The organism is Staphylococcus sp. mip270_02 (assembly GCF_054031535.1).
This window is the reverse complement of sequence record NZ_CM132934.1, coordinates 414,661-439,471: the sequence shown is the minus strand read 5'-3', so window position 1 is coordinate 439,471 and position 24,811 is coordinate 414,661. Positions and strand designations below refer to the sequence as shown.

24 protein-coding genes are annotated in these 24,811 nt (G+C 32.2%); 4 read left to right on the top strand and 20 right to left on the bottom strand.

Translation table 11 applies throughout. From position 1 onward, the window contains the following. Positions 1-134 precede the first annotated feature (134 nt). From licT to ACW5YJ_RS01905, 3 genes are all read right to left on the bottom strand, one after another. Positions 135-977: a BglG family transcription antiterminator LicT gene (gene licT, locus ACW5YJ_RS01915; protein ID WP_119603724.1), complete on the bottom strand. Its 843-nt coding sequence runs from the start codon at positions 975-977 to the stop codon at positions 135-137. 281 nt (positions 978-1,258) lie between these two features. Then, positions 1,259-1,897, bottom strand: a complete 639-nt coding sequence (locus ACW5YJ_RS01910) for an NAD(P)-dependent oxidoreductase (RefSeq protein ID WP_457338402.1) — start codon at positions 1,895-1,897, stop codon at positions 1,259-1,261. Positions 1,898-2,087: 190 nt separating this feature from the next. Next, complete coding sequence (locus ACW5YJ_RS01905) at positions 2,088-2,516, bottom strand: Rrf2 family transcriptional regulator (protein ID WP_026113564.1); 429 nt, start codon at positions 2,514-2,516, stop codon at positions 2,088-2,090. A gap of 651 nt (positions 2,517-3,167) precedes the next feature. On the opposite strand from ACW5YJ_RS01905, the gene ACW5YJ_RS01900 reads away from it, so the two are divergent. Continuing rightward, complete coding sequence (locus ACW5YJ_RS01900) at positions 3,168-3,410, top strand: hypothetical protein (RefSeq protein ID WP_017724080.1); 243 nt, start codon at positions 3,168-3,170, stop codon at positions 3,408-3,410. 159 nt (positions 3,411-3,569) lie between these two features. Here the strand turns inward: ACW5YJ_RS01900 and ACW5YJ_RS01895 are convergent, their stop codons facing one another. After that, the gene (locus ACW5YJ_RS01895) at positions 3,570-4,646 is read right to left on the bottom strand and encodes a flavin monoamine oxidase family protein (protein WP_153672405.1); all 1,077 of its coding nucleotides are present in this window, start codon (positions 4,644-4,646) and stop codon (positions 3,570-3,572) included. Between the two features lie 363 nt (positions 4,647-5,009). Continuing rightward, a complete protein-coding gene (locus ACW5YJ_RS01890; RefSeq protein WP_107551634.1) occupies positions 5,010-5,600 on the bottom strand; it encodes a TetR/AcrR family transcriptional regulator in 591 nt (196 codons plus the stop codon). A gap of 207 nt (positions 5,601-5,807) precedes the next feature. Here ACW5YJ_RS01890 and ACW5YJ_RS01885 point away from each other — a divergent pair, with 207 nt between their 5' ends. Continuing rightward, positions 5,808-7,139 carry an MATE family efflux transporter gene (locus tag ACW5YJ_RS01885; RefSeq protein ID WP_017724083.1) on the top strand — a complete coding sequence of 444 codons (1,332 nt, stop codon included), beginning with the start codon at positions 5,808-5,810 and terminating at the stop codon, positions 7,137-7,139. An 823-nt stretch (positions 7,140-7,962) separates the two neighbouring features. Here the strand turns inward: ACW5YJ_RS01885 and ald are convergent. The 12 genes from ald to ACW5YJ_RS01825 form a co-directional block, all read right to left on the bottom strand. Continuing rightward, a complete protein-coding gene (ald, locus tag ACW5YJ_RS01880; RefSeq protein WP_457338401.1) occupies positions 7,963-9,081 on the bottom strand; it encodes an alanine dehydrogenase in 1,119 nt (372 codons plus the stop codon). Positions 9,082-9,098: 17 nt separating this feature from the next. Then, complete coding sequence (locus tag ACW5YJ_RS01875) at positions 9,099-10,640, bottom strand: alanine/glycine:cation symporter family protein (RefSeq protein WP_457338400.1); 1,542 nt, start codon at positions 10,638-10,640, stop codon at positions 9,099-9,101. A 66-nt stretch (positions 10,641-10,706) separates the two neighbouring features. Then, complete coding sequence (locus ACW5YJ_RS01870) at positions 10,707-11,306, bottom strand: short chain dehydrogenase (RefSeq protein WP_017722271.1); 600 nt, start codon at positions 11,304-11,306, stop codon at positions 10,707-10,709. 24 nt (positions 11,307-11,330) lie between these two features. Continuing rightward, the gene (locus ACW5YJ_RS01865) at positions 11,331-12,530 is read right to left on the bottom strand and encodes an NAD(P)/FAD-dependent oxidoreductase (protein WP_119604202.1); all 1,200 of its coding nucleotides are present in this window, start codon (positions 12,528-12,530) and stop codon (positions 11,331-11,333) included. A 5-nt stretch (positions 12,531-12,535) separates the two neighbouring features. Further along, positions 12,536-12,832, bottom strand: coding sequence for a (2Fe-2S)-binding protein (locus ACW5YJ_RS01860; protein ID WP_457338399.1), 297 nt, complete (start codon positions 12,830-12,832; stop codon positions 12,536-12,538). Beyond that, entirely contained in the window at positions 12,832-13,110 is a 279-nt protein-coding gene (locus ACW5YJ_RS01855) for a (2Fe-2S)-binding protein (protein WP_017722268.1), read from the bottom strand. The genes ACW5YJ_RS01860 and ACW5YJ_RS01855 overlap by 1 nt, the downstream gene beginning before the upstream one ends. A gap of 60 nt (positions 13,111-13,170) precedes the next feature. Continuing rightward, complete coding sequence (locus ACW5YJ_RS01850; protein WP_017722267.1) at positions 13,171-13,956, bottom strand: aspartate/glutamate racemase family protein; 786 nt, start codon at positions 13,954-13,956, stop codon at positions 13,171-13,173. Positions 13,957-14,012: 56 nt separating this feature from the next. Continuing rightward, positions 14,013-14,909 carry a 4-hydroxy-tetrahydrodipicolinate synthase gene (gene dapA, locus ACW5YJ_RS01845; RefSeq protein WP_119604200.1) on the bottom strand — a complete coding sequence of 299 codons (897 nt, stop codon included), beginning with the start codon at positions 14,907-14,909 and terminating at the stop codon, positions 14,013-14,015. Between the two features lie 11 nt (positions 14,910-14,920). Next, entirely contained in the window at positions 14,921-16,111 is a 1,191-nt protein-coding gene (locus tag ACW5YJ_RS01840) for an NAD(P)/FAD-dependent oxidoreductase (protein WP_017722265.1), read from the bottom strand. Between the two features lie 31 nt (positions 16,112-16,142). Next, positions 16,143-17,606 carry an aldehyde dehydrogenase family protein gene (locus ACW5YJ_RS01835; protein WP_167750759.1) on the bottom strand — a complete coding sequence of 488 codons (1,464 nt, stop codon included), beginning with the start codon at positions 17,604-17,606 and terminating at the stop codon, positions 16,143-16,145. Positions 17,607-17,687: 81 nt separating this feature from the next. Further along, on the bottom strand, positions 17,688-19,028 hold the full coding sequence (locus tag ACW5YJ_RS01830; protein WP_457338398.1) for an aspartate aminotransferase family protein: 1,341 nt from the start codon (positions 19,026-19,028) through the stop codon (positions 17,688-17,690). A gap of 21 nt (positions 19,029-19,049) precedes the next feature. After that, positions 19,050-20,507, bottom strand: coding sequence for a CoA-acylating methylmalonate-semialdehyde dehydrogenase (locus ACW5YJ_RS01825; protein WP_017722262.1), 1,458 nt, complete (start codon positions 20,505-20,507; stop codon positions 19,050-19,052). Between the two features lie 115 nt (positions 20,508-20,622). Here ACW5YJ_RS01825 and ACW5YJ_RS01820 point away from each other — a divergent pair, with 115 nt between their 5' ends. Next, positions 20,623-21,513, top strand: coding sequence for a LysR family transcriptional regulator (locus tag ACW5YJ_RS01820; protein ID WP_017722261.1), 891 nt, complete (start codon positions 20,623-20,625; stop codon positions 21,511-21,513). Positions 21,514-21,833: 320 nt separating this feature from the next. Here the strand turns inward: ACW5YJ_RS01820 and ACW5YJ_RS01815 are convergent, their stop codons facing one another. Then, positions 21,834-22,247 (bottom strand): universal stress protein, encoded by a 414-nt coding sequence (locus ACW5YJ_RS01815; RefSeq protein WP_017722260.1) that lies wholly within the window; start codon positions 22,245-22,247, stop codon positions 21,834-21,836. 11 nt (positions 22,248-22,258) lie between these two features. Next, positions 22,259-23,710 carry a SulP family inorganic anion transporter gene (locus tag ACW5YJ_RS01810; RefSeq protein ID WP_457338397.1) on the bottom strand — a complete coding sequence of 484 codons (1,452 nt, stop codon included), beginning with the start codon at positions 23,708-23,710 and terminating at the stop codon, positions 22,259-22,261. 113 nt (positions 23,711-23,823) lie between these two features. On the opposite strand from ACW5YJ_RS01810, the gene ACW5YJ_RS01805 reads away from it, so the two are divergent. Next, positions 23,824-24,366 (top strand): recombinase family protein, encoded by a 543-nt coding sequence (locus ACW5YJ_RS01805; protein WP_017722258.1) that lies wholly within the window; start codon positions 23,824-23,826, stop codon positions 24,364-24,366. A gap of 29 nt (positions 24,367-24,395) precedes the next feature. Here ACW5YJ_RS01805 and arsC read toward each other — a convergent pair whose 3' ends face one another. After that, entirely contained in the window at positions 24,396-24,797 is a 402-nt protein-coding gene (arsC, locus tag ACW5YJ_RS01800) for an arsenate reductase (thioredoxin) (RefSeq protein WP_119604007.1), read from the bottom strand. Positions 24,798-24,811 lie beyond the last annotated feature (14 nt).

Genomic DNA, 24,811 nt, shown 5'->3' with positions numbered 1-24,811 from the left:
AAACCATAAATAGACATACTTATCCCCAGATAAAATCGTCTATTAATGGCTTAGGTCTCGCCTGCCGAACAGTTACAATCCTAAACAATTAATTGTTTATTTTGTTTTCTTTACATTAATCTACCACATAATTATTAATTGTCAACGCTTTCATTTCTAGAAATTAATCTTTGGATATGAATCGTTAAGTATAATGCTTCGTCATGTGTCATTTCATATTGATACTTTTTCATTAAAAATGATTCAATCTTCTTCACACACCTAAACGCATCTTTGTACTTTTCTTTCACGATTTCATAGAGTTCCATTTCACTTGTATTAAGTGGGTTCTTAGCATAAATACGTTGTGCTAAAAATTTTAAATGGGTTACAAATCTAAAATAAGTTAGGCTTTCTTCATCAAACTCTAATCTAAAATGATATTTAATTAAACTCAAGATATTTCGTACCATTTCAGTCACTTGGTTGTAATCCGCTAAATTATTATGTTCTGCATTGAGCAAATGAATCGCGATGAACGCTGCTTCATCAACTGGTAATTTAACAGCTGCACTTTCATCAATCCATTCCAAAGCACGTATCCCAATCTCGTACTCAGTAGGGTAGAATTTTTTAATTTCCCATAATAAGCCGTTTTTTATCGTCATACCTTGTTGTTGACGCTCAATTGCAAAGTTTATATGATCTGTGAGTGCGACATAAATCGTATCACTCAAGTCTTTATGATATTCAACCTTAGCAACCTCAATAATCTTCTCAACTGCTTGAACAACCTCGATTGGCACTTCAATTAATAACGTTTTGAAACGTTCTGATATCTCTTGACTACTTAGATCAAAAATCTTATCAATCTTCGATTCTTCTACGATATCTCCTTCGTGTTTTTGAAACCCAATCCCTTTCCCCATAACGACACGCTCTTGTTTATTGTGCAGAACACTAATCACATTGTTATTTATGATTTTATTTATTTTCATATAACACCCCTTATGGTAGTAAATACATTTTGCCACATGGGTACTGGAAATATCAATATGATATTGGGTGACAGAAGCAATAATGTTTCAGTTAATTCAAATCACAAAATTATAACAAACAAAAAATTAATTCATTTTTTAACAACAGGGTTAATTGTGATGAACACCAATGTATCTTAATTACATAAAAAAACGGATAACCTCTTTAATTAAAGAAATTATCCGTCCTATATATTTCTAAGATATTGATTTTCTATCTTTTTCAATTTATCTTCTTATTTTTATATTTCTTCTCCAACAACTGTAAAGCGTTCATTTTTATGTTGTGGGTTTTCAATTTCGTCTAAAATTGCTATTGCAAAGTCTGGGTAACTAATATAGCTATTTCCTTTAGAGTTAACTAATAAATTATCTTTACCTGATTGGTAACTTCCAGTTCTTATACCTTCAGCATTAAAATCAGCAGACGGGCTAAGAAATGTCCAAGTTATACCTTTGGAATCTTTTAAATCTTGTAAATTTCTGCCTTGTCCTTTAGCAGTTGGTAAGAATATTTCTGGGAATTCTGATGTATCTATTAACTTAATTATTTGTTGTTCATCAACATATAAACTACCAGCGCCACCTACGACGATAATTCTTGTATCAGTACCTTTTAACGCTTCAATTAATGAACGACCAGCTATTACATGTGCATCTTCTTCACCAAGCGGCGCCCCAAATGCATTAACAACAACGTCTAACTTTTCTAGATCTTCTGAAGTAATTTCAGTTACTTCTTTCTCTAATATATTCACATTATTATTTGCTAGTTTTGAGGCATTTCTAACTATTGCTGTTATATCATGTCCTCTTTCGATTGCTTCTTCTAGTACTAAGCTTCCGATTTTTCCAGTTGCTCCAATAATTCCAATTTTCATAATAAATTCCTCCTAATTTTTGTAATTGCGAATTCACTTAACTACACTCATAATAACCATTTGTAATGGCTAAATAATATTTCTCTTTTAATAAAATTTATTAAGGCGATTAATAATTTTGGTAAAATTTCCGTTCATTTAATCTTGTAATCGTAACAGTTACAGTTACAAGTTAGGAGAACGGATATGTTTACCCGTTATTTACAAGAATCTTATTTACGATATTTTCTAATGTCACATTTTTCAATACTGACTCCATTGCCTCTTGGGCACTTTCTAAGATAACTTCTAATACAATTTGTATGTTTGCACCAACAGTACAATTAATATTAGTATCTTCATGTATTTGAAATAAATTTCCTTTTTCAACCACTTCTACAGCTTTATAAACATCAAACAGTGTAATCTCATCTAATGGCCTTAAAAGTCTCACACCTGAATTACCTCGAGATACCTCAATAAAACCTGCATCTTTAAGTTTCCCCATTAATCTGCGAATAACTACTGGATTCGTATTGACACTTTCTGCTATCTGACTAGAAGTTAAAGTATATTCTTTTTCTATTTTTATTAAAGTCAATATATGCACAGCAACTGTAAAGCGACTACTTATTTTAATATTAACCACCTCATGTAACCATTATAGTTACAACTGTAATTACTGTCAATCAATTTTAGTTGTTCATTAAAACATTATACCTTTCAACATACGTAAAAAAGCGATGAATATAGCTATATATAGATCTCGTACTTACCACGCAAGACGTCGTCTATTGTGCTAATCAATGTGATGAAATTATTTTTTGGGTGAAATCAGAAGAATCTACTGTAGTCAATCGTATGAAGTGGCAAAATGAAGCCTATTGTTATTTAATAAATATAAAAACAATAGGCTTTTTACTAGTTTGTAATATCAAATTATAAGTAAAAGATATTTTAGAAACGAAATTTCACAAGAAAAAGATATTTTAAACACTATAGCTAAATATTTCAATTCACTAGACTATATAGATGATGAATTAAATCAACAGGTGAAAACTTATAAAAGTAGAAACAAACAATTGTAAATTTTGTTAACTTCTATTAGAAGATAAACGAAAAACACTTTATGTTTTAAACGATGCTTGAAGCTTATTTAAGACTATTCTAAATAGAACAATATAAAGATTAAGAAAACTGTTTATAGAAACAATTCCCTTACAAAATAGGTATACCAATCTAAGATAATTATTTTATATAATGATATAATTATCTAAAAGGAGTGAGTAATGTGACTAACGGTTCTGAAGGCATTGTATGGAAACAAAATAGAGTTGCTAAGTTAATGATTAAAGCAGGAGCCACTTCACCTAAAACTGCTAAAACTTACAACGATTTAAATATTAAGCACAAAAGAACCTTCAACAATTTATTAAAAAAAGGTGTCATCATCAAAACAGGAGATAAATATTACCTCAATGAATATGCGTGGGAAAAGTTCAGAAAGTCTTTTAAAAGATTATTTTTATTATAAAGTATACTCATATAGACTCGTGGCTCAACGGTATGACTTAAATGTTACTTATAGCATTCTACTTTTTTAATATATTTATAAATAAGGCGTATTCTCATAATTCTAGGTCAATTGAAAGAGAGCTTCTATTTTAAATATATAATATATTGATAATTACACTTATGTAAGTAATTTTTTAACTTTAACGTAAGCTTTTTCAGCAGAAACTAACGCACCTTCTAAATGTCCTCCATGTTCTTCATTATATTCAGTACCAGAAAAAATTACATTTTCAGCGTATTTAGGAGGCTCACCGTAGCTTGGGAAACTTTCAATATTAAGCTTATCACCTTCAGTTACTGTGTGCTTATCTTGAGACCAGTCTTTATAAAAGATATTATTATAAGATTGAGCTTCAGGACCGAATAACCTAATGAGTTGTTCAATTACTTGATTATTAATCGATTCATTATCATATTGATTTCTAATCGCCGGCGGTAAACTGAAAAATCCAAATAACGCACTTTCATCATATTCAGTAGAGGCATCATATATCTCTCGTAGTGGTCCAGCCCAACTCACTACATTACCGGATAAGTTTTTATCTCTCCAAAAAGCCTTATTAAAAGTTACTACAATTTTAGCTTGAGCGCCCATCCACGTAGGTTTACTAAGCAAATCTATTTGAAGTTTTTTAGGCAATTTAGGTGTAAAGCTTACACTTTCTAAAAGTAACCTAGGAGGCAGTGTTAAAATAAGAATATCAGCATGGTAACTCTTGTTTTCATTTTTTATTTCATCATATGTATTTATTGAGAAAGTTGCATCATTATTTTTAATAACTGAACCTACTTTCTTATTTAGTTCAATTTTTTCAGAAGGTATCTTACTTTTTAAAACATTAACTAATGAGTTAATGCCCCCAACAATTCTCCTACTTTTATTATTAAGTTTTTTAGACTCTATATATTTTGGTTTCTCACTTTTTGATAATTCTAACAAACTATTTCCCTCATTATACTGCTCAATTGTAGGAATATTTAACTCGCTGATTAAGTTTGTTATAGTTTTTTCAGTTTCTGGCCAAAACCAAGTCGGCCCTAAATCAAAATAATTATTATCTTGGTTATGTGTTAAAACTCTCCCACCTACTCTTCCTCTTGATTCTAATATTTTAAAAGATATATTTTCTTTTGAAAGTAACGATCCTATTCGAAGGCCACTAACGCCCCCACCAATAATTAAAACTTTAGTCATTATGAACACCTCTTTTTGAAAATTCAGTCAATTATATCATATTTATATACTTAGTAACTATATAAATATTTTCAGTTATTTCAAGAAATATTAAAACTTCAATATAATAAACTTAGATTACTTTGTTACAGAATATATATTTAGAAATTAAGATATATTAATTTAAATTATAGTAATAACAGCAAATTGAAAATTGACAAATTCTCTTTTTTCATAGAAAAAATATATACTTTTAATAGTAATGAATTTCTAAATCCGTGATGTTAAATTTAAAATCTCTTAATAATTTAGAAAAAAAATTCACATTTGCTATATTTTAAACAGCTTTAGTTGTGCCATGTCGATTTCTTTTGATGCAAATATCTATTTTAACCCCGGTAAAATCAAATCAATCGCATGTTTATATAGATTATTCTGTTCTTTCCGCTCACTATAACCAAATAGGGTAATGTTCTCAAGTGAAGCTATAAAGTTGTATAACAATACTGATGTATCATAAATATTTAAATCTTTGTTAAATTCGCCCTGTCTCACACCATTTTTCAATATTTCTTGAACAATATTAAATTCCGGTTCATATAACTCTATTACAATTTCATAGCTGTTTTTTTTAGTCGATACAAAATATTCATGAATTGTATTCATAATCGGTTTTTCTTGCATTAAATGATTTAAGTCGGACCAGATATACAATTGTTCTTCGGCTGATTCTTCGTCGTTTGATTTTGTTCTCCAAGCTTTGATGAATTCTTGAGAAACTTGTTTAATACAATGCAAATATAGTTCTTCTTTGTTTTTAAAATGATAATATATTGTCCCTTTGCTGTAATGTGTTGTATTTTTTATGTCTCCCATAGAAGTAGCGTTGTAGCCTTTATGTTCAAATAACTTAGTTGCAATATCTGTAATGGTTTGTTTAGTATCAGCGCTATTAATACCTGTTGGTCTGCTCATAAGTCCTCCATATTTTACTTTTAAATTTTTCTTAAATCTCATTATACGTTTTAATAACAAATTATTCATTCATTTTCGTAATTAATTGACCGAACGTCCGAATAGTGTTATCTTTTTGTATGAATTATGAAAAAATTAAGTATTTCTCTAAAGTTGGATTGTAAGGTGCCTCCTTATTTTTATACTTTATTTTAGAAAGGATATTAGATGGAAACATTACAAACAGATTTTGTAGATAAACCAGTAAAAAAATTGTTTTTTAATTTCTTTTTTCCTGCTGTTCTTGGCATGTTACTTATGTCATTGAATATGTTACTTGATGGAATTTTTGTTGGTCATGGAGTCGGGGAAAATAGTTTAGCTGGGGTGAATTTAGCAGCTCCTGTGTTCACTCTCATATTGGCACTAAGTTTATGGATAGGTATTGGTGGGGCTACGAACTTTTCCAATTATGTTGGAGCAGGTTTATATAGAAAAGCACGAAGTAGTTTTACGTTGTCTTTAATTATTTTTGTTGGAACCTTTTTTATTATTAGTATTATTGGTTATACAAATATAGATACTGTCGCAAAATTACTGGGTGCTAATAAAGATACTATAGAACCAACCACAGATTATTTGAAAATTTTATTTTCATTTGGTTGGATATTAGGTTTACAAGAATTTCTAAGCATATTTATTAGAAATGATGGTCGTCCAATAATTGGGATGGTCTCATTAGGCATCACTTCCATAGTTAATATTTTGTTAAATTATATTTTCATTTTTATATTAGGTTTAGGCGTGTATGGAGCGGGGCTAGCAACTGTAATTGGTGGTGCCTGTGGAATCATTGTTTTTATTCCACATTTCTTCAAAAAGCATGTAATATTAAGTAAATTTGCATGGGCATGGTCCAAAGAATTATTGTTCAAAATTATCATAGTTGGTTTCCCAAGCTTCTTTACAGAAATTGGTAGTTTTATATTAATAGTAGGTTATAATTTAAGCATTGCATCAAGTTTAGGCACTGAAGGCGTTACTGCTTTTTCTGTTATTAATTATTTACATGGTTTTCTTTTCTTAGCATTCTTTGGAATCGAAACAGCTTTACAACCTATGATTAGTTATTATCACGGGGCTAAAAAGAATTTGAAAATCAAAGAAACACTAGCTTTGGCCGAAAAAACCGGATTTACACTTGGCGTAATTTTATTTATAATTGGCTTTTCATTTGCCCCTTGGTTAGTCAATTTATTTGGCGTACACGACACAGAAGTTGTAAACATTGCTGTAAATGGTATCAGATTGTTTTTTATTAGCTATTTATTTATTGGTATTAGTTTTGTCTACATGACATATTTTCAATCTGTCGGTAATGTTAGATCAGCAATCTTAATTATTTTTATAAGAAGTTATGTCTTATTTTTAGGGTATTTAATTATTTTACCTAAAATAATAGGCTCCAATGGTATTTGGCTTTCGATGCCTTTTGCCGAAATCACAACAGCAATTTTCGTTATTGTAGTATTTAAAAAGCTTGTAAAAAAGAAACTTTAATCTTTTAAAAATCATATAAACGCCAAAAATATAAATAGAATTCCATTTTAATTCTATTTATATTTTTGGTTTTTTAAATTTTATTTCTTTACCACATAAATAACCAAGTATAGAAATAAGTATGCTCATCAAAACGAATAATATCAAAGAGACATTCCAACTAACAGTATTTCCTGAAATAATTACTAACCTAATTGATAAATAGCCATATTAATTTTAAAATCATGTACAATTTGCTCTGGTTACATACTTTAGCGTAATAAATATTCCTATATTTTCAAGAACGTTATTTTTTCGTAATTTTGTTGGTATCTTACCCATGTATATTATTAAAATTTTGACACTTGTATTTTATAGTAAATTGTTTAACTTTTCTGTGAAACCTCTTAAGCCTAATTTACTAGCACTATATACTATTTCATGACACTTAATATATTTACCTGAATTTGAAATAAAATTTTAAATATTATTAGTGTTTTTTCTTTGTATTTCTGATAAAAGTGCTTTAGTAACATAAATAGCGCTTTTTAAGTTGTTATTTATAAGTAACTCTATTTCTTTATTTCCAGATTTTTAAGTATATCGACATCAGAGTTATTAACTAAACATTTATAGTTAAATGTTTAGTTAATAATTTTTCAAAACTTTATCGGTTTTCTGATGATTTAGTTATATATAGCATAGAGATCGACGTTCATTTTTACGTTTTTCCCTATTTTGGATTGCGTTCTTCCTAGCAAGCGTATTTTGTAACCTAAATCAGAACAATTTTTAAACTAATTCTTCTCATAGAACACTTTTTGCTCCTATAATAACTACTAACTTAGACTTGGATAAACTCCTTCTCAGAGTCACACTTTATATTTAAAGCTTCAGCTACGCCTTTATTGGTAAGCTTACCATTAATTGTGTTTAAACCTAATGACAATGCTTGATTATCTTGTAATGCTTTTAAATAACCTTTTCCAGCAAGTTGTTGCGCATAAGGTAGTGTTGCATTATTCAAAGCAATCGTTGATGTACGAGGCACTGCACCAGGCATATTTGCTACTGCGTAATGTACAACACCATGTTTCTTATAAGTTGGGTCATCATGTGTAGAAATACGGTCAGTTGTTTCGAATATACCGCCTTGATCAATTGCTATATCAACTATGACTGCACCATCTCTCATTTGTTTAACCATATCTTCAGTTACAAGGTTTGGAGCTTTAGCGCCAGGAATTAATACTGCACCAATCACTAAATCGCTATCTTTCACGCATTGCTCTATATTCAAAGGATTAGACATAATTGTGTGTACTCGACCATCAAATAAGTCTTCCAATTCTTGTAATCGTTTAGGATTAACATCTAAAATCGTAACATCTGCACCTAGTCCAAGCGCAATTTTTGCAGCATTTGTACCTGCTTGACCCCCACCGATAATTGATACGCGTCCTTTAGAAACGCCCGGTACGCCACCAAGAAGTATACCCATGCCGCCTTTATATTTTTGTAAAAATTCAGCTCCAATTTGAGCAGACATACGTCCCGCTACTTCACTCATTGGAGTTAACAATGGTAACGAACGATCTGGCAATTGCACAGTTTCATATGCAATACCAACAACTTTATTATCCAATAAAGCTTGAGTTAACGCTGGTTCGTTCGCTAAATGTAAATAAGTAAATAAAATTAAGCCTTCTTTAAAATATTGGAACTCTTCTGCTAATGGTTCTTTAACTTTCATAACCATATCTACATTCCAAACTTCTGCTTGCTCATTAACAATTTTAGCCCCTGCTGTAGTGTAGTCCACGTCTTCAAAATATGAACCCAAACCTGCAGATTTTTCAACGATAACAGTGTGCCCTTGTTCAACAAGTGCATGTACACCACTCGGAGACAAACTCACTCTATTTTCATTATTTTTAATCTCTTTAGGGATACCTATAATCATTTCTTCCACCTCCAAATTTAATTAATATTATTTTTGGTATAACTTAAAACTTTTTGTATTTTTATTGTCTTCATAGTAGAATTTACATATTTTTTTGATTTTACTTCTTTTTCTATTTCATGATAATATTCTTCTTCCCAGAAGTCTGCGCCTTTAATGCCCAATTTCTTAGGATTAAAAATGGGATCTATACCTTTTTTTCGTTGTGCATCATAATCTTTTAAAGCTACAACAACTGGTTTAACTAGAAATATAAGCGCTAACATATTCATCCATGCCATAATACCAAAACCTAAATCTCCAAAGCTACATGCTAATGCAGCTGAATTAACACTGTGATAATAAACAATTATAAGAAAACCTATTTTTAAAACTATTAGTGGCCATTTAATAACTTTCTTACGTTCACTATTAAAAAATGCTAAGCTAGATTCTGCTTTATATGAGTATGTGATTAAACTTGTAAATGCAAAAAAGAATGTAGCAATGGCTACAAATGCACTTCCAAAACCTGGAAAAAGTGTTTCTATACTCATTTGAACGTTACTAGCTCCCGCTTCAACATTACCGATATTATCCTTAACTATCGTTCCATTCTCTAATTGGATATTATACATACCAGTTATTAATATCATAAATGCTGTTGCAGAACAGATAATAATCGTTGTTATATAAACAGAAAGTGCTTGTACTAAACCTTGCTTTACTGGATGTGATACTTCGCTTGCAGCTGTTTCAAAAGTTTCACTACCGAAACCAGCTGCATTTGAAAATGCTCCTCTTTGTACCCCCCAAGAGATTGCAGATCCAATAATGCCACCAAAAGTAGAAGTAGGGTTTATAGCGCTATTAATTATAATACCTACGACACTAGGTATAGAGGTAATATTCACTAACAGTATGATGATACATATACTGATATAACCAATTGCCATAATAGGCACGACCATCTCTGCAGCACGTGCTATTCTTTTTACACCACCAAAGATAATTGTAGCTAATAAAATAACTAAAATTATAGCTGTTATAGATGGTTGGAGACCAAACGCTTGATCCATTGAAAGTGCAATTGTATTTACTTGTATGCCTGGGACAAGCAATGTCATAGAAATCATCGTAATACCTGCGAATAACAATGCTAAGCCTTTTTTATTTAATCCTTTATTAATATAGTATGGAGCACCCCCACGGTACTCTCCATTTTGTTTAACTTTATAAATTTGTGCGAGTGTCGTTTCTGCAAAAGCAATACTTGCAGAAATAAATGCTAAAATCCACATCCAAAATATAGCGCCCGGGCCTCCTAAAGTAATAGCTGTTGCCACGCCTGCTATATTTCCTATTCCAATCCTGCTCCCTAAAGACATAGACATAGCCTGAAAAGATGAAATTCCAGCAGTAGATTTAGATCCAGAAAAAGTTAATTTAATCATTTCTTTTATATATTTAAATTGTACAAACTTGGTTTTTATAGTAAATAAAAACCCTAAACCTAAAATAAAAATAACTAATGCTGGACTCCAAACTATACTATTTAACCAATGAATAATTTCTTTCATTGTTTATCCCCCTTTGTTTATAAAGAAGCAAGACAAATATATTCAATCCATCTACGTATCTTGTAATTAATATACGTTATAAGCCTGTCCAGTTTGAGAACCGAAAACGCTTTTTCTATAAGCTAAGCCGATACGTTTTGAAGATGCTGGATAGTAACCTTGGAAAAGTTGTCCATATTTGTCTTTTGCTTTTTCTAACATTGTGGGACTAACATGATTAATACGAATACCTCTTGGCAGTTCAATAGATGCGGATTTGACAAATGCCGCTACGCCTCCGTTTGCCATTGCTGCAGAAGCAGCCGTTTTAATTGGGTCATCCATTAAGATTCCTGTAGTAAGAGTAATAAATCCATTATCTTTAATATAATCTAAACCAAGTAACACTAAATTTATTTGTCCTAATTGTTTACTATTGACTGCTACCATATTCTGTTCTGGAGTCAAATCTGTTACTTTATTAAATGTTGCTGCTCCTGAGGTACATATAATCCCATCAACTTCACCTATTTTTTCTAATAATGCTTTAATACTTTCTTGAGAAGTAATATCAACTGAATATTCAGAATTATTTCTATGTGCTGGTATAATTTCTGCTTCATCTTTTAACTCTTCATAGACTACTTCTCCAATATTTCCTGTGGCACCAATTAATAAAATTTTCATATCTAATACTCCTTTATATTATGTTTAATTTTCAACACTTTGTTGATATAATTTTGTACGCTCTTTATCAATATGGGGTTGAAATTGGATTAATGCTTCATCTCTAACTCTTTTTACTTTCTCAATAGCGTCATCGACTTGTTTAACTATAATTTCATTGTTATCAAACTGCTTTTTAACTACACTTAAACCAGCTACCTCACCTTGAGCCATTGCTACTTTGGCACTTTCTACTCCTGTAATATTTCCAGCAACATACAAATTTGAAATAGAAGTTTCCATTTTCTCATTATGAACAGGGACATATCCACCTAACGCTTCGACATACTTAAATTCACACCCTGCTACAGAGGCAAGTTCAGCTAAAGGAGTTAATCCTCCTGATATACAAACTACATCTACTTGTTCTATCTTTTCTGTTTTAGGTATCACCACACCTTCTTTATCGATATCTACTAATTCCACACCTTCTACTGTATCTTGTCCCACAATCTCTTGAGCAGCAGTTTTAAGTTTTATAGGTATCCCATTCATCTTTATTCCCTGTTTAGGGTAAATCTTAGCAATTAAATTGGCGGGTAATAACTTTCCAATGCTTCCTAATATTTTAAGTATTCTTGAAGGTGCCAAGTGTGTTAAATTCATTAATCTTGAAATAACTTCTTGTGGCTTGGCAGCTTGTTCCTCTATTTGATGTGTTACTGGTAATACAATCGCCTTAACGTTTACACCACACATATTTAATTCTTCTGCTATTGAAAGGGACAACACATTCACGCCTATTACAATACAATTATCTCCTGGTTTCACTCGATGAACATTGCTCATAACTTGGGCTGCTCCAATAGACATTGTTCCTGGTAATGTCCACCCTGGCAATGGAAAATGCTTTTCACTTGCCCCAGTTGCTAAAAGAAGATGTTTTGTTTGAATCGCACTGTTTTCTGTATGTACAACCCAACAGTCCTCTTTACTTTCTAAATCGTATACAGAAAGACCACATTCTATATTAATATTTAAACTTTCTGCTTTACGTACTAAAGCTTCTGCTTCTTTTATTCCATTCCACCATTCGCCATTATTATCTTGATATAATTGGCCTAATAATCGACCCCCAGGTTTAGGAAATTCATCTATCACTTTTGTTCTTATACCATTCTCTGCCGCTTTTATACCTGCTTTCAACCCTGCTGGACCAGCACCAATGACTAAAAAATCCCACATTTATATCACTTCCTTAATGAATAGACCGATATACCTTCTTGTACACTTGTTATACATGCTCTTACAACTTTATCATTTAATTGTACTCTACATTCAAAGCAATGACCGATGTTGCAATATATACCACGTGCATTACCGCTTTCTTCATGCTCTCTAATTTTTCGATAACCAGCAGCCAATAATGCTGACGCTATAGTATCGCTTTCAAAAGCTTCAATACGTGTATTATCAAAAGTAAAGTTTACTTTCTTTTGATTTTCTAACTTCCCTAATATTGGATGATCTGTGATTCTGGTCGTCATTACTTATCTCCTCCTAACTCAGCCAAGTCAGCAAAGTTTACTGGCCTTACTGGAGGCCTATAACTTAAAGAAATCTCATCTGAGAAATGATTTTCATTATATGTTTGAATAATTTGATCTACCATATGACGACATGTCCTACCACCACAACATCCCATAGCTGCTCTTGTACGTAACTTGACTTCGCGTGCGGAACATTGATAAGTATTGATAGTTTGGTTGATTTCTTCTAACGTTACTTCCTCACATCTACAGACAATTGGGCTTTGTTGATTCATGATTATCCCACCTTATTAAACTTAAATTAATTCTACTTCCTCAAATTTATATCATTATAGTTAAACAAAACCTGTGTAAGGTTTTTGAGCCGTTGCCATATGGACCCATTTAATCATTGTAATAAAATCGAATACTGGTAAGCCTGCCGTATGTTGAATTAAGGACGCATAAGGTGGTAGATCACTACATTCTAATAAAATAGCACCTAAATCAGTATTTTCAGCTAATAATTCTATTGTTGCTTGTATAATTTCTTCTTTCATAGTTTCATTATCAAAATTACCTCTACTATCCACGATTCCAGAAAATTCAGTCAATTCTCTCAAATCTTTAATAACTATGTTGTCATAATTCACTACATTACAATTAAATAATAAATTTTTAGTTATACCTTTTTTATCAGCTGTAAGTATACCGATTTTTTGGTTAGACTTAAGTCCTGTTTCAATCCAAGGCACCTGTACTAAACTAGAAAGGAATACAGGAATATTTACTGCTTCTGCTATTTCTTTCTGATAATTACCAAAGAAACCACAAGCGCCACAAATTGCTTTGGCGCCTTCCCTTTCTAATTGTATAGCACTTGCTATAATATCATTAACTAAAGTGGGATCCCCAACGTGTATCCTTTTTTGTGTACAATTAGGAACTACTTTTGTAAGAACTGGAAAATCATACGTCGATAAATTAGCTACGTTCCCCGGAATTACAGGATACCAACACTCATCTAAACATAAAATTCCTACTGAAAAACCTGATACGTATTGGCCTTTTTTTATATTTATCTTTGCATCATCATTAGAAGTCACAAATCCATATTCGGTAATTTTTTTTGTGGTTTTCATAATCCTATCTCCATTCTCTTACCTATATTCATTTTAAATAGGGTAAAAATAAACTATTATATATTGAGTTTATAATCTAAACGATTTAAAGTTTCACGCATTTTCTCTTTTAATTCATTTGATGCTTCAACTAGAGGGTCGCGAACATTACCTCCTTCTAATCCAATTAAATCTAATCCTGCTTTAATTGGACCTGGCACTGGCTCAGCTTCCACATAGTCATAAAGAGGCAATAATCTCTGGTTAATCTTTAAAGCACCATCAATATCTTTTTTATTTTTAAATAAATCATACATCTCCACTATTTGATCAGGTACTAAATTGTGAATAATACCTGTCGCACCATCCCCTCCAACTGCTAACGTAGGTAAAATTAAATGCTCTGAACCCGTTAGAACTGAAAATCCTTCATTATCTTTGGTTAATGCTATGACTTTACATGTATGTTCTTGATCAGTAGTGTTTTTAACTCCAACTATTCCCTCTATTTCACTTAATTCCGCAATAAATTCCGGGGTCAATGTTACATTTGTCGCACCAGGGTAATGATAAATAACGATACCAATATTGGTAGCTTTTGCTACTTGTTCATAATAATTTTTAATACCCTCTTCGCTTGTTTGCATATAATAAGGCGTGATAATCAGAGCACAATCTGCACCAATTTCTTCTGCATATTTTGTTAATTCAATCGTTTCATTTAAACGATGCTCGCTTGTTCCAGCCATTATAGGTACTCGCCCATCTGCATAATCTACGGCTGCTTTTAGCACTTCTTTCCTCTCTTCTGTAGACATCATTGAATATTCTCCAGTACTTCCTCCTGCTAATAAACAATGAACACCACCATCTATTAGATGATTAATTAATTTTTCATATCCTGAGAAATTGATTGACTCGTCCTCATTCAAAGGTGTTGGCATTGCTGGGATCATTCCTATTGGTCTATACATAATAATTCCTCCTATATATTTAAATTATCTACTGCTTTATATCTTGAAAATTTAAGACTTTCGATATTAAATTCTGTTGGTTTTTGAGAAATAAGTTCAGTCATCATTTTTCCGGTTATTGGAGCCATACTAATGCCATCGCCTTCATGACCGCTTGCTATATAATACCCTGGGACTTCATCTACTTCTGAAATGATAGGTAAGTGATCTACGACCCATGGTCTAATACCTGCATAAGCACGAATGCAATTCACATTTTTTAAAATTGGTAAAAATCTCGTGGCTCTTTCTGCTATACCCTTCATCACCTCATGATCAGTACTTGTATCATAACCGGTAAAATCTCTATGTCCTCCAACTAAATAGTTATTAGCTTCTGTAGGTTCTATCGTAAATGCGATATTATTACGCTCTACTAAATCACTCACATTTCTTTTGTAACTTATATCTTCAAATTTCGATAACATATATCCAAATTCATGTACTTTTTGGTGGACAATATTTTTTGTTTTTTCAGTTACTAAAATCAAGCCTTTCCTCGGTCTAATTGGAATATTAATATTAACTAGGGCACCGATTTTACTAGCCCATACGCCTGCACAGTTAACGACTGTATTAGTATAAATTGTTTTCGTTGAGGTTTTAACTGCTTCTACAGATCCATTAGGCCCTTGTGTGATTTCTTTAACTTCTTCATTTGTAAATACTGTTAATCCATATTTTTTTGCTTCTTCAATAAATGCATAACACACTAAATATGGATTCATTGTGGAGTCGGTTTCTGTCCATACTCCTCCTGCTAAATCATTCGCTAAATGTCTCTCGATATCTGGTAACTCTTCATGACTAACTGTCTTCATATCATAACCGTTAGCCCTTTGTTGATTGACATAGGTTCTTGCAATCTCTAATTCCTGTTCAGTTTCACAAACATATAAACTACCTCTTGTAGAAAATTGGAAATCAAATGAGAATTCTTTAGCTAGTTCTTTGTATAATTGAATACTTCTATAACCAATTTCTGTATCCATACCAGGCTTTTTATCACAAATTAGTGCTACGGCATCGCATCTACTAGAAGTTCCACTGGCAATGTCACCTTTTTCCACTAAAGCGACACTATATCCCTCTTTAGACAAGTAATAAGCTACGCTTGAGCCAATAATACCTCCTCCAATAACGACTACATCAAAACTATCCATTACCATCACCACCTTTAATTTAAAATGCTTATTAAGATTTACCTTTGTAGTGATAAGCACCTGAAGGTTTCACATCCAATGAAATATTAACTTGCTTCTTGTTTAAATATTCTTCAAAACCATACGTTCCTAAATCTCCTCCGATACCGCTTTGTTTGTAACCACTCCAAGGCGCCTCATTAAATGTTGGATGATAACAATTAACCCATGTGATGCCAGCATGCACAGCTCTTATAACTCTTTGGGCTTTTGCACTATCATTTGTAAATACTGCAGCAGCTAAACCGAAATCAGTACCATTTGCTAATGCTAAAGCTTCTTCCTCCGTTTCAAAAACTTGTATTGCTAATACGGGGCCAAATATCTCTTCTTGGACAATTCGCATGTCGGGGGTAGTATCTGTGAATATTGTTGGTTCCATATAATTACCTTCAGCATATATACCTTCTTGTAATTGATTTCCACCACAGAGTAACGTTGCACCTTCTTCTACTCCTGCATTGACATAATCAAGCACTTGCTTTAAATGTTGTGAAGAGATTAAAGGTCCCATTTCTGTGTCCGGTTCCCAGCCAGGTCCAATTTTTATATTTTTAGTTCTGTCTACTAATTCTCTTACAAAATCGTCATATATACTTTTCTCAACGATTAAGCGTGACCCTGCTGAACATACTTGCCCCTGGCCTGCAAAGATAGCTAACATTGCATAATCTACAGCAGTATCGAAATCTGAATCACTAAATACAATATTAGGAGATTTACCACCTAATTCTAATCCTATTTTTTTTATGGTATCAGCCGCATCTTTCATAATATTTTTACCTGTATCAGTACCACCAGTAAAGGTTATTTTGTCTACATCTTTATGTTTAACTAACGTGTCACCAACCACTGATCCAGGTCCAAATATTAAATTGACAACACCATTTGGAAACCCTACTTCATCAATTATTTCAAATAATTTTTGGATTGTTAACGGTGTTTGTCCTGCTGGTTTAACGATAACAGTACAACCAGCAGCTAACGCAGCAGACATTTTTTGTACTGCCATAACTAAAGGAAAATTCCAGGGTACAATGATACTTACTACACCTACTGGCTCACGAATAACCATCGCTTGTATTTCATCTGGCACATCATAAGTTTGACCATGTGGTTGCATAGCTAAACCTGCATAATATTTGAATTGATGAATTGCATCTTCAACATCTACTAGAGCATCTTCATATATTTTTCCATTATTTAAAGTTTCTATTTTAGCGAATGTGTCTTTTTGTTCTTCAAGTTTAGAAGCTACCTTTAATAGCAAATCTGCACGAGTTCTGGCATAAGATTCACGCCATCCGTGATGGTAAAATGCTTCTTTAGCCGATTGAACAGCCTTATTAACTTCTTTAATTCCTCCTTCACTGACAGAGTCAATCACCTGGTTATTGCCCGGGTTATATATTTTTCTTTTTTGGTCACCTTTAACCCACTGACCATTGATATACATAGGCTTGACTTCTCCAGTGTTTTTTAAAGCGCTTTCAAAAATAGTTAGATTATCCAAGTAATAAACCTCCTTTGTATATACTTATAATGACTTAATGCTTTCTTTCAAGGTATTAATAATAAAATCAAGGTCGTCAGTTGTGATAGAAAGCGGGGGAGCTAATTGAATCACATTGTCATAACCTGACACTGTGTCACTATTTTTACCTACAAGTAAACCTTTTTCCTTACACATTTTAACGATACCGTTACTTTTTTCTGAATCTATTGGCGTTTTTGTTATTTTATCTTTCACTAATTCAATGCCTAAAAGTAACCCCTTACCTCGAATATCACCAACATTAGGGTGCGTTAACAATTCTTCTAAGCTATCTAATAGTTTTTGTCCTAAAATTTCTGATTGGTTAAATAGGGCTTCTTTTTCTAAAATTTCTATGTTTTTTAAGGCAACTGCACACGCAGATGGGCTACCACCATAAGTATTAACATGTCTTAATCGATAGTATGTGTCTTCACCTGAAAAACTTTGAAATAAATCTTTTTTTACAGCTGTGACTGATAATGGCATATAACCACTTGTAATACCTTTAGCCATAGTTATAATATCTGGCTTTATGTCATAATTCATAAAACCAAACATTTTTCCTGTTCTACCAAATCCGCAAATCACTTCGTCTACAATCATCAAAGCCCCATGTTTCTCACAAGTTTCCTTAACTTTCTTTAAATAATTTTCAGGAGGCATTAAAATACCACCACCAGTAATAATAGGTTCCATAATTACACCAGCAATTGTGGAACTAAGCTCCCACTTCATTACTTCGTCTATCGCTTGAACAGACTCCAGTGTTTCATTATCTTTTGGCTTTCTATACATATCAGGAGGAGCAACATGTAAAAAACCTTGAGCTAACGGCTCATATTTATATTTTCTTTCAGCTTGTCCCGTTGCAGCTAATGCACCCATAGTATTACCGTGATATGATCTGTATCTTGAAATAAATTTAGTACGTTGGCTTTCCCCGTTTTGTTCATGATATTGACGGGCTATTTTAAAAGCTGTTTCATTTGCTTCAGACCCACTGTTCGAAAAGAAAAAAACGTATTCATCATTTAAATAGCTATTTAATTTTTCAGCTAATTCAACAGCAGGTTTATGACCGTGAGCTAAAGGAAAATAAGCTAACTTTTCTAATTGATTATATGCTGTTTCAGCAATTTCAGTTCTGCCATATCCCACGTTGACACACCACAAACCTGACATACCATCCAAGTACTGATTACCATCAATATCTTTTACCCAAGCTCCCTTTGCAGATTCCACAATCAATCTATTAACATCTTTATCGGCACCTTTCATAGCATGCCAAACTTGATTAGCGTCTTTTTCTTTTATTTTTTCTTGATTTTGTTGTTGAATCATATTAATCCCTCCAATCATTCGTTAATAGCGTGCTGTTACCATTTTTTTTCTAGTATAAAAGTGAACTCCATCTTTACCGTTAGCATGTAAATCGCCATAGAAAGAATTTTTAAATCCAGAAAATGGGAAAAATGCCATAGGTGCAGGCACCCCTAAATTAATTCCTAACATGCCAGAATCCATTTCTTCTCTAAATTCTCTAACAGCTTTAGCGCTATCAGTATACAAGCATGCACCATTCGCAAATTCAGATTTATTAGCTACAGCAATTGCTTCTTCAAGCGTTTCAACGCGCACAATAGATAGCACAGGAGCAAATAATTCTTTTTCCCAAATACTCATATCTGTACGCACATGATCGAAAATAGTCGGGCCAACAAAGTATCCACTTCCATCTACATCGATATTTCTTCCATCTTTTACTAACGTTGCACCTTCCTCGACACCTTTATCAATGTTTTCTAATGTTTGTTGTTGTTGATTTTTTCTTATAACTGGTCCAAGGAATGTGTTTTCATCGGCCCCATCTCCAATAACAATCTCATCAGCAGCTACTTTTAAGCGTTTAATTAATCTATCTGCAATATTACCAACTGCTACTACTACAGAAGCTGCCATACATCTTTGTCCTGCAGAACCAAAAGCTGCGCTAATAATGTTAGTTACAGTGTTATCTAATTCCGCATCTTCAAGGACAATACTATGATTTTTTGCTCCTGCTAATGCTTGTACTCTTTTACCATTTGCTGCGGCTGTTTTATATACGTATTCTGCTACAGGTTGTGATCCAACAAATGACACTGCTTCAACACCTTCATGATTTAAAATGCCATTTACTACATTCTCTGAACCATGTACCACGTTTAACACGCCATCAGGAAGTCCAGCTTGTTTAAATAACTCAGCTAATTTGTTAGCAAGTAACGGCGTTTTCTCAGATGGTTTCAATATAAAAGTATTGCCACACGCAATCGCTAATGGAAACATCCAACAAGGCACCATCATTGGAAAATTAAATGGTGCAATACCTCCTACAACACCTATCGGATATCTGTATAAACCTGACTCAATACCCGTGGCAATATCTGGTAGTTGTTCGCCCATCATTAAAGTTGGTGCGCCTGCAGCAAATTCTACACATTCAATACCTCTTTGTACTTCTCCGCTTGCATCTGCAAGTGTTTTGCCATTTTCCAATGTAACAATTTCTGTTAGTAATTCACGATTTTCAATTAATAATTGTTGATATTTAAATAATATTCTTGACCTTTTAGGTACAGGCGTTTTCTTCCATATTTTAAAGGCTTCTGAGGCACTTTTGTAAGCGCTTTCAAAATCTTCCGCATTAGACTTAGCAACAACTCCAGTTTTCTCTCCAGTAGCTGGATTATACACATCAATGTATTCATTGGACTTAGGTTTTATCCACTCTCCACCTATAAAATTTTTTATATCTAAAGCTTTTTGTGTATTAATCATACTCTTCCCCCTTATTTAACTTTTCTTGACATATTACAATTATATTCGGATACTATATATAATTAAAATAAATTCTATTTATATTTAATATACAGAAATATTATGGGGGGATTATTTGACTTTACAAAGATATAAAATTTTAAATAAAGTTATTCAATTAAAAACAATGAGTGGTGCAGCTGAATCTTTATTTTTAACTCAACCAGGGTTAAGTAATTCTATAAAGATATTAGAGGAAGAACTTAATTTGAAGTTATTAAATAGAAATCGCAATGGGGTAACTCCTACAATTGAAGGGGAAAAAATATATAAATATACACTTCAATTAGAAAGAATACATGAGGCATTGATTCAAGAAGCTCAAAACTTAAATGGTCTAAAAACTGGTATTGTAAATGTAGGGTCTTTTTCTAGTATTACTATGAGCTGGCTTCCTCAAATTTTAAGTACGCTTCAGCATGATTATCCAGACATAAAAATAAATATTCATGAAGGAGATTATGAATCATTAGAAAAAATGGTGCTATCAGGAGAATTGGACTGTTGTTTTAATACACCTCCAGATAATAACATTTTAAACTTTTCACCATTGATTAAAGATGAATTACTATGCATAGTATCGGAAAAACATCCATTATCCAATGAAGAGAGTGTTTCTATTAATGACTTATTTACATATGATTTCATTAAACCTAAAAAAAATTGGGATAATGAAATTAATAAATTTTTTTCATCTCATAATTTAGAACCTAATATTAGGTATGAAATATCTGAAGATGCTTCTATAATGGCACTTGTAGAAGCTAATCTCGGGATAAATATTAGACCAAAACTCGTTTTAGACAATAGGCAGAGTAATAAAAAAATTAAAATTGTAAAATTTAAAGAAGAAGCATATCGTATTTTAGGAATATGCTCTTCGAGCACACCATCCCATGCCACCAAAATTTTTATAGATTATGCCAAAAACATTTTTCTGAATATTGAAAATACACAATCCACTTAATACTATATCATTAAAGCATTAAAATTAATTAAAATCCAAAGTTGTGTGTTTATAAATTTATTAGGTCATAGAAACATTATATTATATAAAAATTAAAATCACTTTCTACTATTATAAATTATTTGGATTAAACTTTTCCTATTAATCATTTTACTAATAGTTCTCCAATAAAAAATATTCGATGGGGCAAAGAGATACGGTTAAACAAGAATTTAGCTATGTCTTAATGACGCTAAATATAATGACAATAAAGAAAACGTCAATTTCTATATAATCTCAATAGAAATTGACGCCTATTCTTTAGTCAGAGATATTTAATATTATTTAACAATAATTACGGGTATTTGAGCACGTTTAGCTACTTTATGACTAACACTGCCTAGAACCATTTCTTGTAAACTGTTTAAACCACGCGTTCCCAAGATGATGGCTTGATATTCTCCACTATTCGCAACTTCAACTACCTTTTCAGATGGGTTACCATGAGCAATGTTAATTTCGTAATTCACATTATGTTCAATGAACAAATTGATAATGGGAGAAAGCTTTTTTTCTCTTTCTTGAGTTAAACTAGTTCCCTGTTTACCATGTAAAACATCTGTTTTTGATTCTTCAGCATCTACAATCGTCAGTATTGTGACAAGTGTATATTCATCTGTAAAGTTCAGAACCTCTTGAGCTGCACGTTCACTATTTTCTGAACCATCTGCAGCAAGTAAAATTGATTTATACATTAAAACACTCCTTAATTTAAATGATTTTCATTTAATTGGCTTAATTCTGAAACGATTTTTCGACTGTCTGTGTTTAATTTTTCAACATAAACAATGTTATTTTTCTCTTCAAATTTTCTAACAATCGTATCAATGGCATCTACTGCTGAATCATCCCATAAGTGAGCATGATCAAAATTCAACTTTATGATACTATCTTCAATATTAATATCAATTTGCTCCATCATAGAATCAATTGATACAAAGAATATTTGACCTTTAAAAGAGAAATGATGCTTCTTATCTAATTCTTCATGAATAACTTCAATTTTTGAAATTTTAGTCGCAAAGAAAAGAGCACTAAAGACAACCCCTACGATTACGCCAATAGCTAAGTTATGTGTCATTAATACAATAATTACCGTTAAAATCATAACAAGTGCATCTGTTTTGGGTGCTTTTTTTATATACTTAAATGAATTCCAATCAACAGTCCCGATAGAAACCATGACCATAATTCCCGCAAGAATTGGCATCGGTATTTGAACAACTACGCCACCAAGAACAATAATCATAAATATAAGAACAATACCTGCTGTAAATGTAGACAACCTACTATTTGCACCTGATTTAACATTGATAACTGATTGTCCAATCATGGCACAGCCTCCCATACCACCAAAGAAACCAGTAATAATATTGGCAATACCTTGCCCGCGTGACTCTTTATTTTTACTACTATAGGTATCTGTCGCATCATCTACAATTTTAGCTGTAAGTAAACTTTCTACTAAACCTACAATAGCCATTGATAATGAATATGGGAAAACAATTTGCAATGTTTCTAAATTATACGGAACGTTAGGCATTAAGAAGTGAGGTAAAGTTTGTTTAATACTGCCTAAGTCTCCTACAGTTCGTATATCAGAACCTGTATACATATAAAGAGCAGTTAAAACGATTATCGCTATTAATGGGGCAGGTATAGCTTTAAAGAATCTAGGAATAACATATACAATAAGTAAAGTAGTAATTACATATATATATGTCGATATAGATATACCAAAAATATGTTCTATTTGAGACATGAAAATCATAATACCTAATGCATTAACAAAGCCAATCATTACAGATCTTGGGATAAATTTCATTAAACGGCCAACTTTAAGTATACCTAATAATAATTGAATAAATCCCATCAAAATGGTCGCAGCAAAAAGATATTCAACACCATGTTCCTTAACTAAAGGGGTCACTAAAAGTGCTACGGCCCCAGTTGCGCCAGATATCATCGCAGGCCTACCGCCAACTATCGCCGTCACAGTGGAAATAATAAACGCTGCATACAACCCTACCATGGGGTCTACGCCAGCGATAATAGAAAACGCAATAGCTTCCGGTATTAATGCTAATGCTACAACAATACCAGCAAGTATATTTTTTCCAGGCTGGTTAAGCCATTCATTTTTTAGTTTTTTAACCATTATTTCCTCTCCTTCAGATCAATTTATATTGTAAAGTATAACAGAAAAGTTTCATATGTATACCCCTTAACGAAACTGTATGTTATACTTTTTCTGTTAGGTGGTGCATTTAAATGAAATATGGTTATGTTAGACCTGTGACAATAAATGATAGTGTCAATGAACAAACAAAGAAAATAGAAATATATACAAATAATATTGTTGAAGAAATACATGCTAACAATAAAAAAAGAAATGAACTAGATTCTTTATTAAATTCAAAATTAGCTGCTAAAGACATATTGTTTATTACAGATTTATGTATTATTGCGGATTCTACAAAACATTTAGTGGATATATTAGATATGCTTTCAGACAAAGAAATTTCTCTATATGTGATTAATTTAAGTAGAAATATTATTAAAGATGAGAATGAGAGCTTTATAAAAATATTGCATGATATTACTGATTTCCAAAGTGATATTGTAAAATTTAGAACACGTATGGGATTAGAGAATTATGTAAGAGAGGGTAAAAGTCTAGGTAGACCTAAACGTGATGATAAAAATTTAAGAGACGCAATAGAAATGTATATGAGTAAGAAATATACATTAGATGAGATAAAAGCAAAAACAAACATAAGTAGAGCTACGCTATATAGACATTTAGATAGGTAAAACTATTTTAATAGAAAAAGACCGAGTGATTACTCGGTCTTTTTCTTAAACGCTTTAATTTCCTCGCCTATTTCATCTCTTACACGTTGAAATTCTGACCAATTTTTACCCGCTGGATCGTCAAAACCCCAGTGCTCTTTTTTGACGTTTGGCGGTAAGATAGGACAATTATCATCTGCATCGCTACATAACGTTACGACCAAATCTGATTGTTTTAAAATATCGTTATCAATCAAATCAGATGTATGGTTGGAAATATCAATACCTACTTCTTTCATAGCTTCTATTGCTTTAGGGTTAACGCCATGAGTTTCAATACCAGCAGAATAGACATTCCAACCTTCACCTAATATGTTCTTCCCCCAACCCTCAGCCATTTGGCTACGACAAGAGTTGCCGGTACATATAAAATAAATTGTTTTCTTACCCATAATTAAATCCTCTT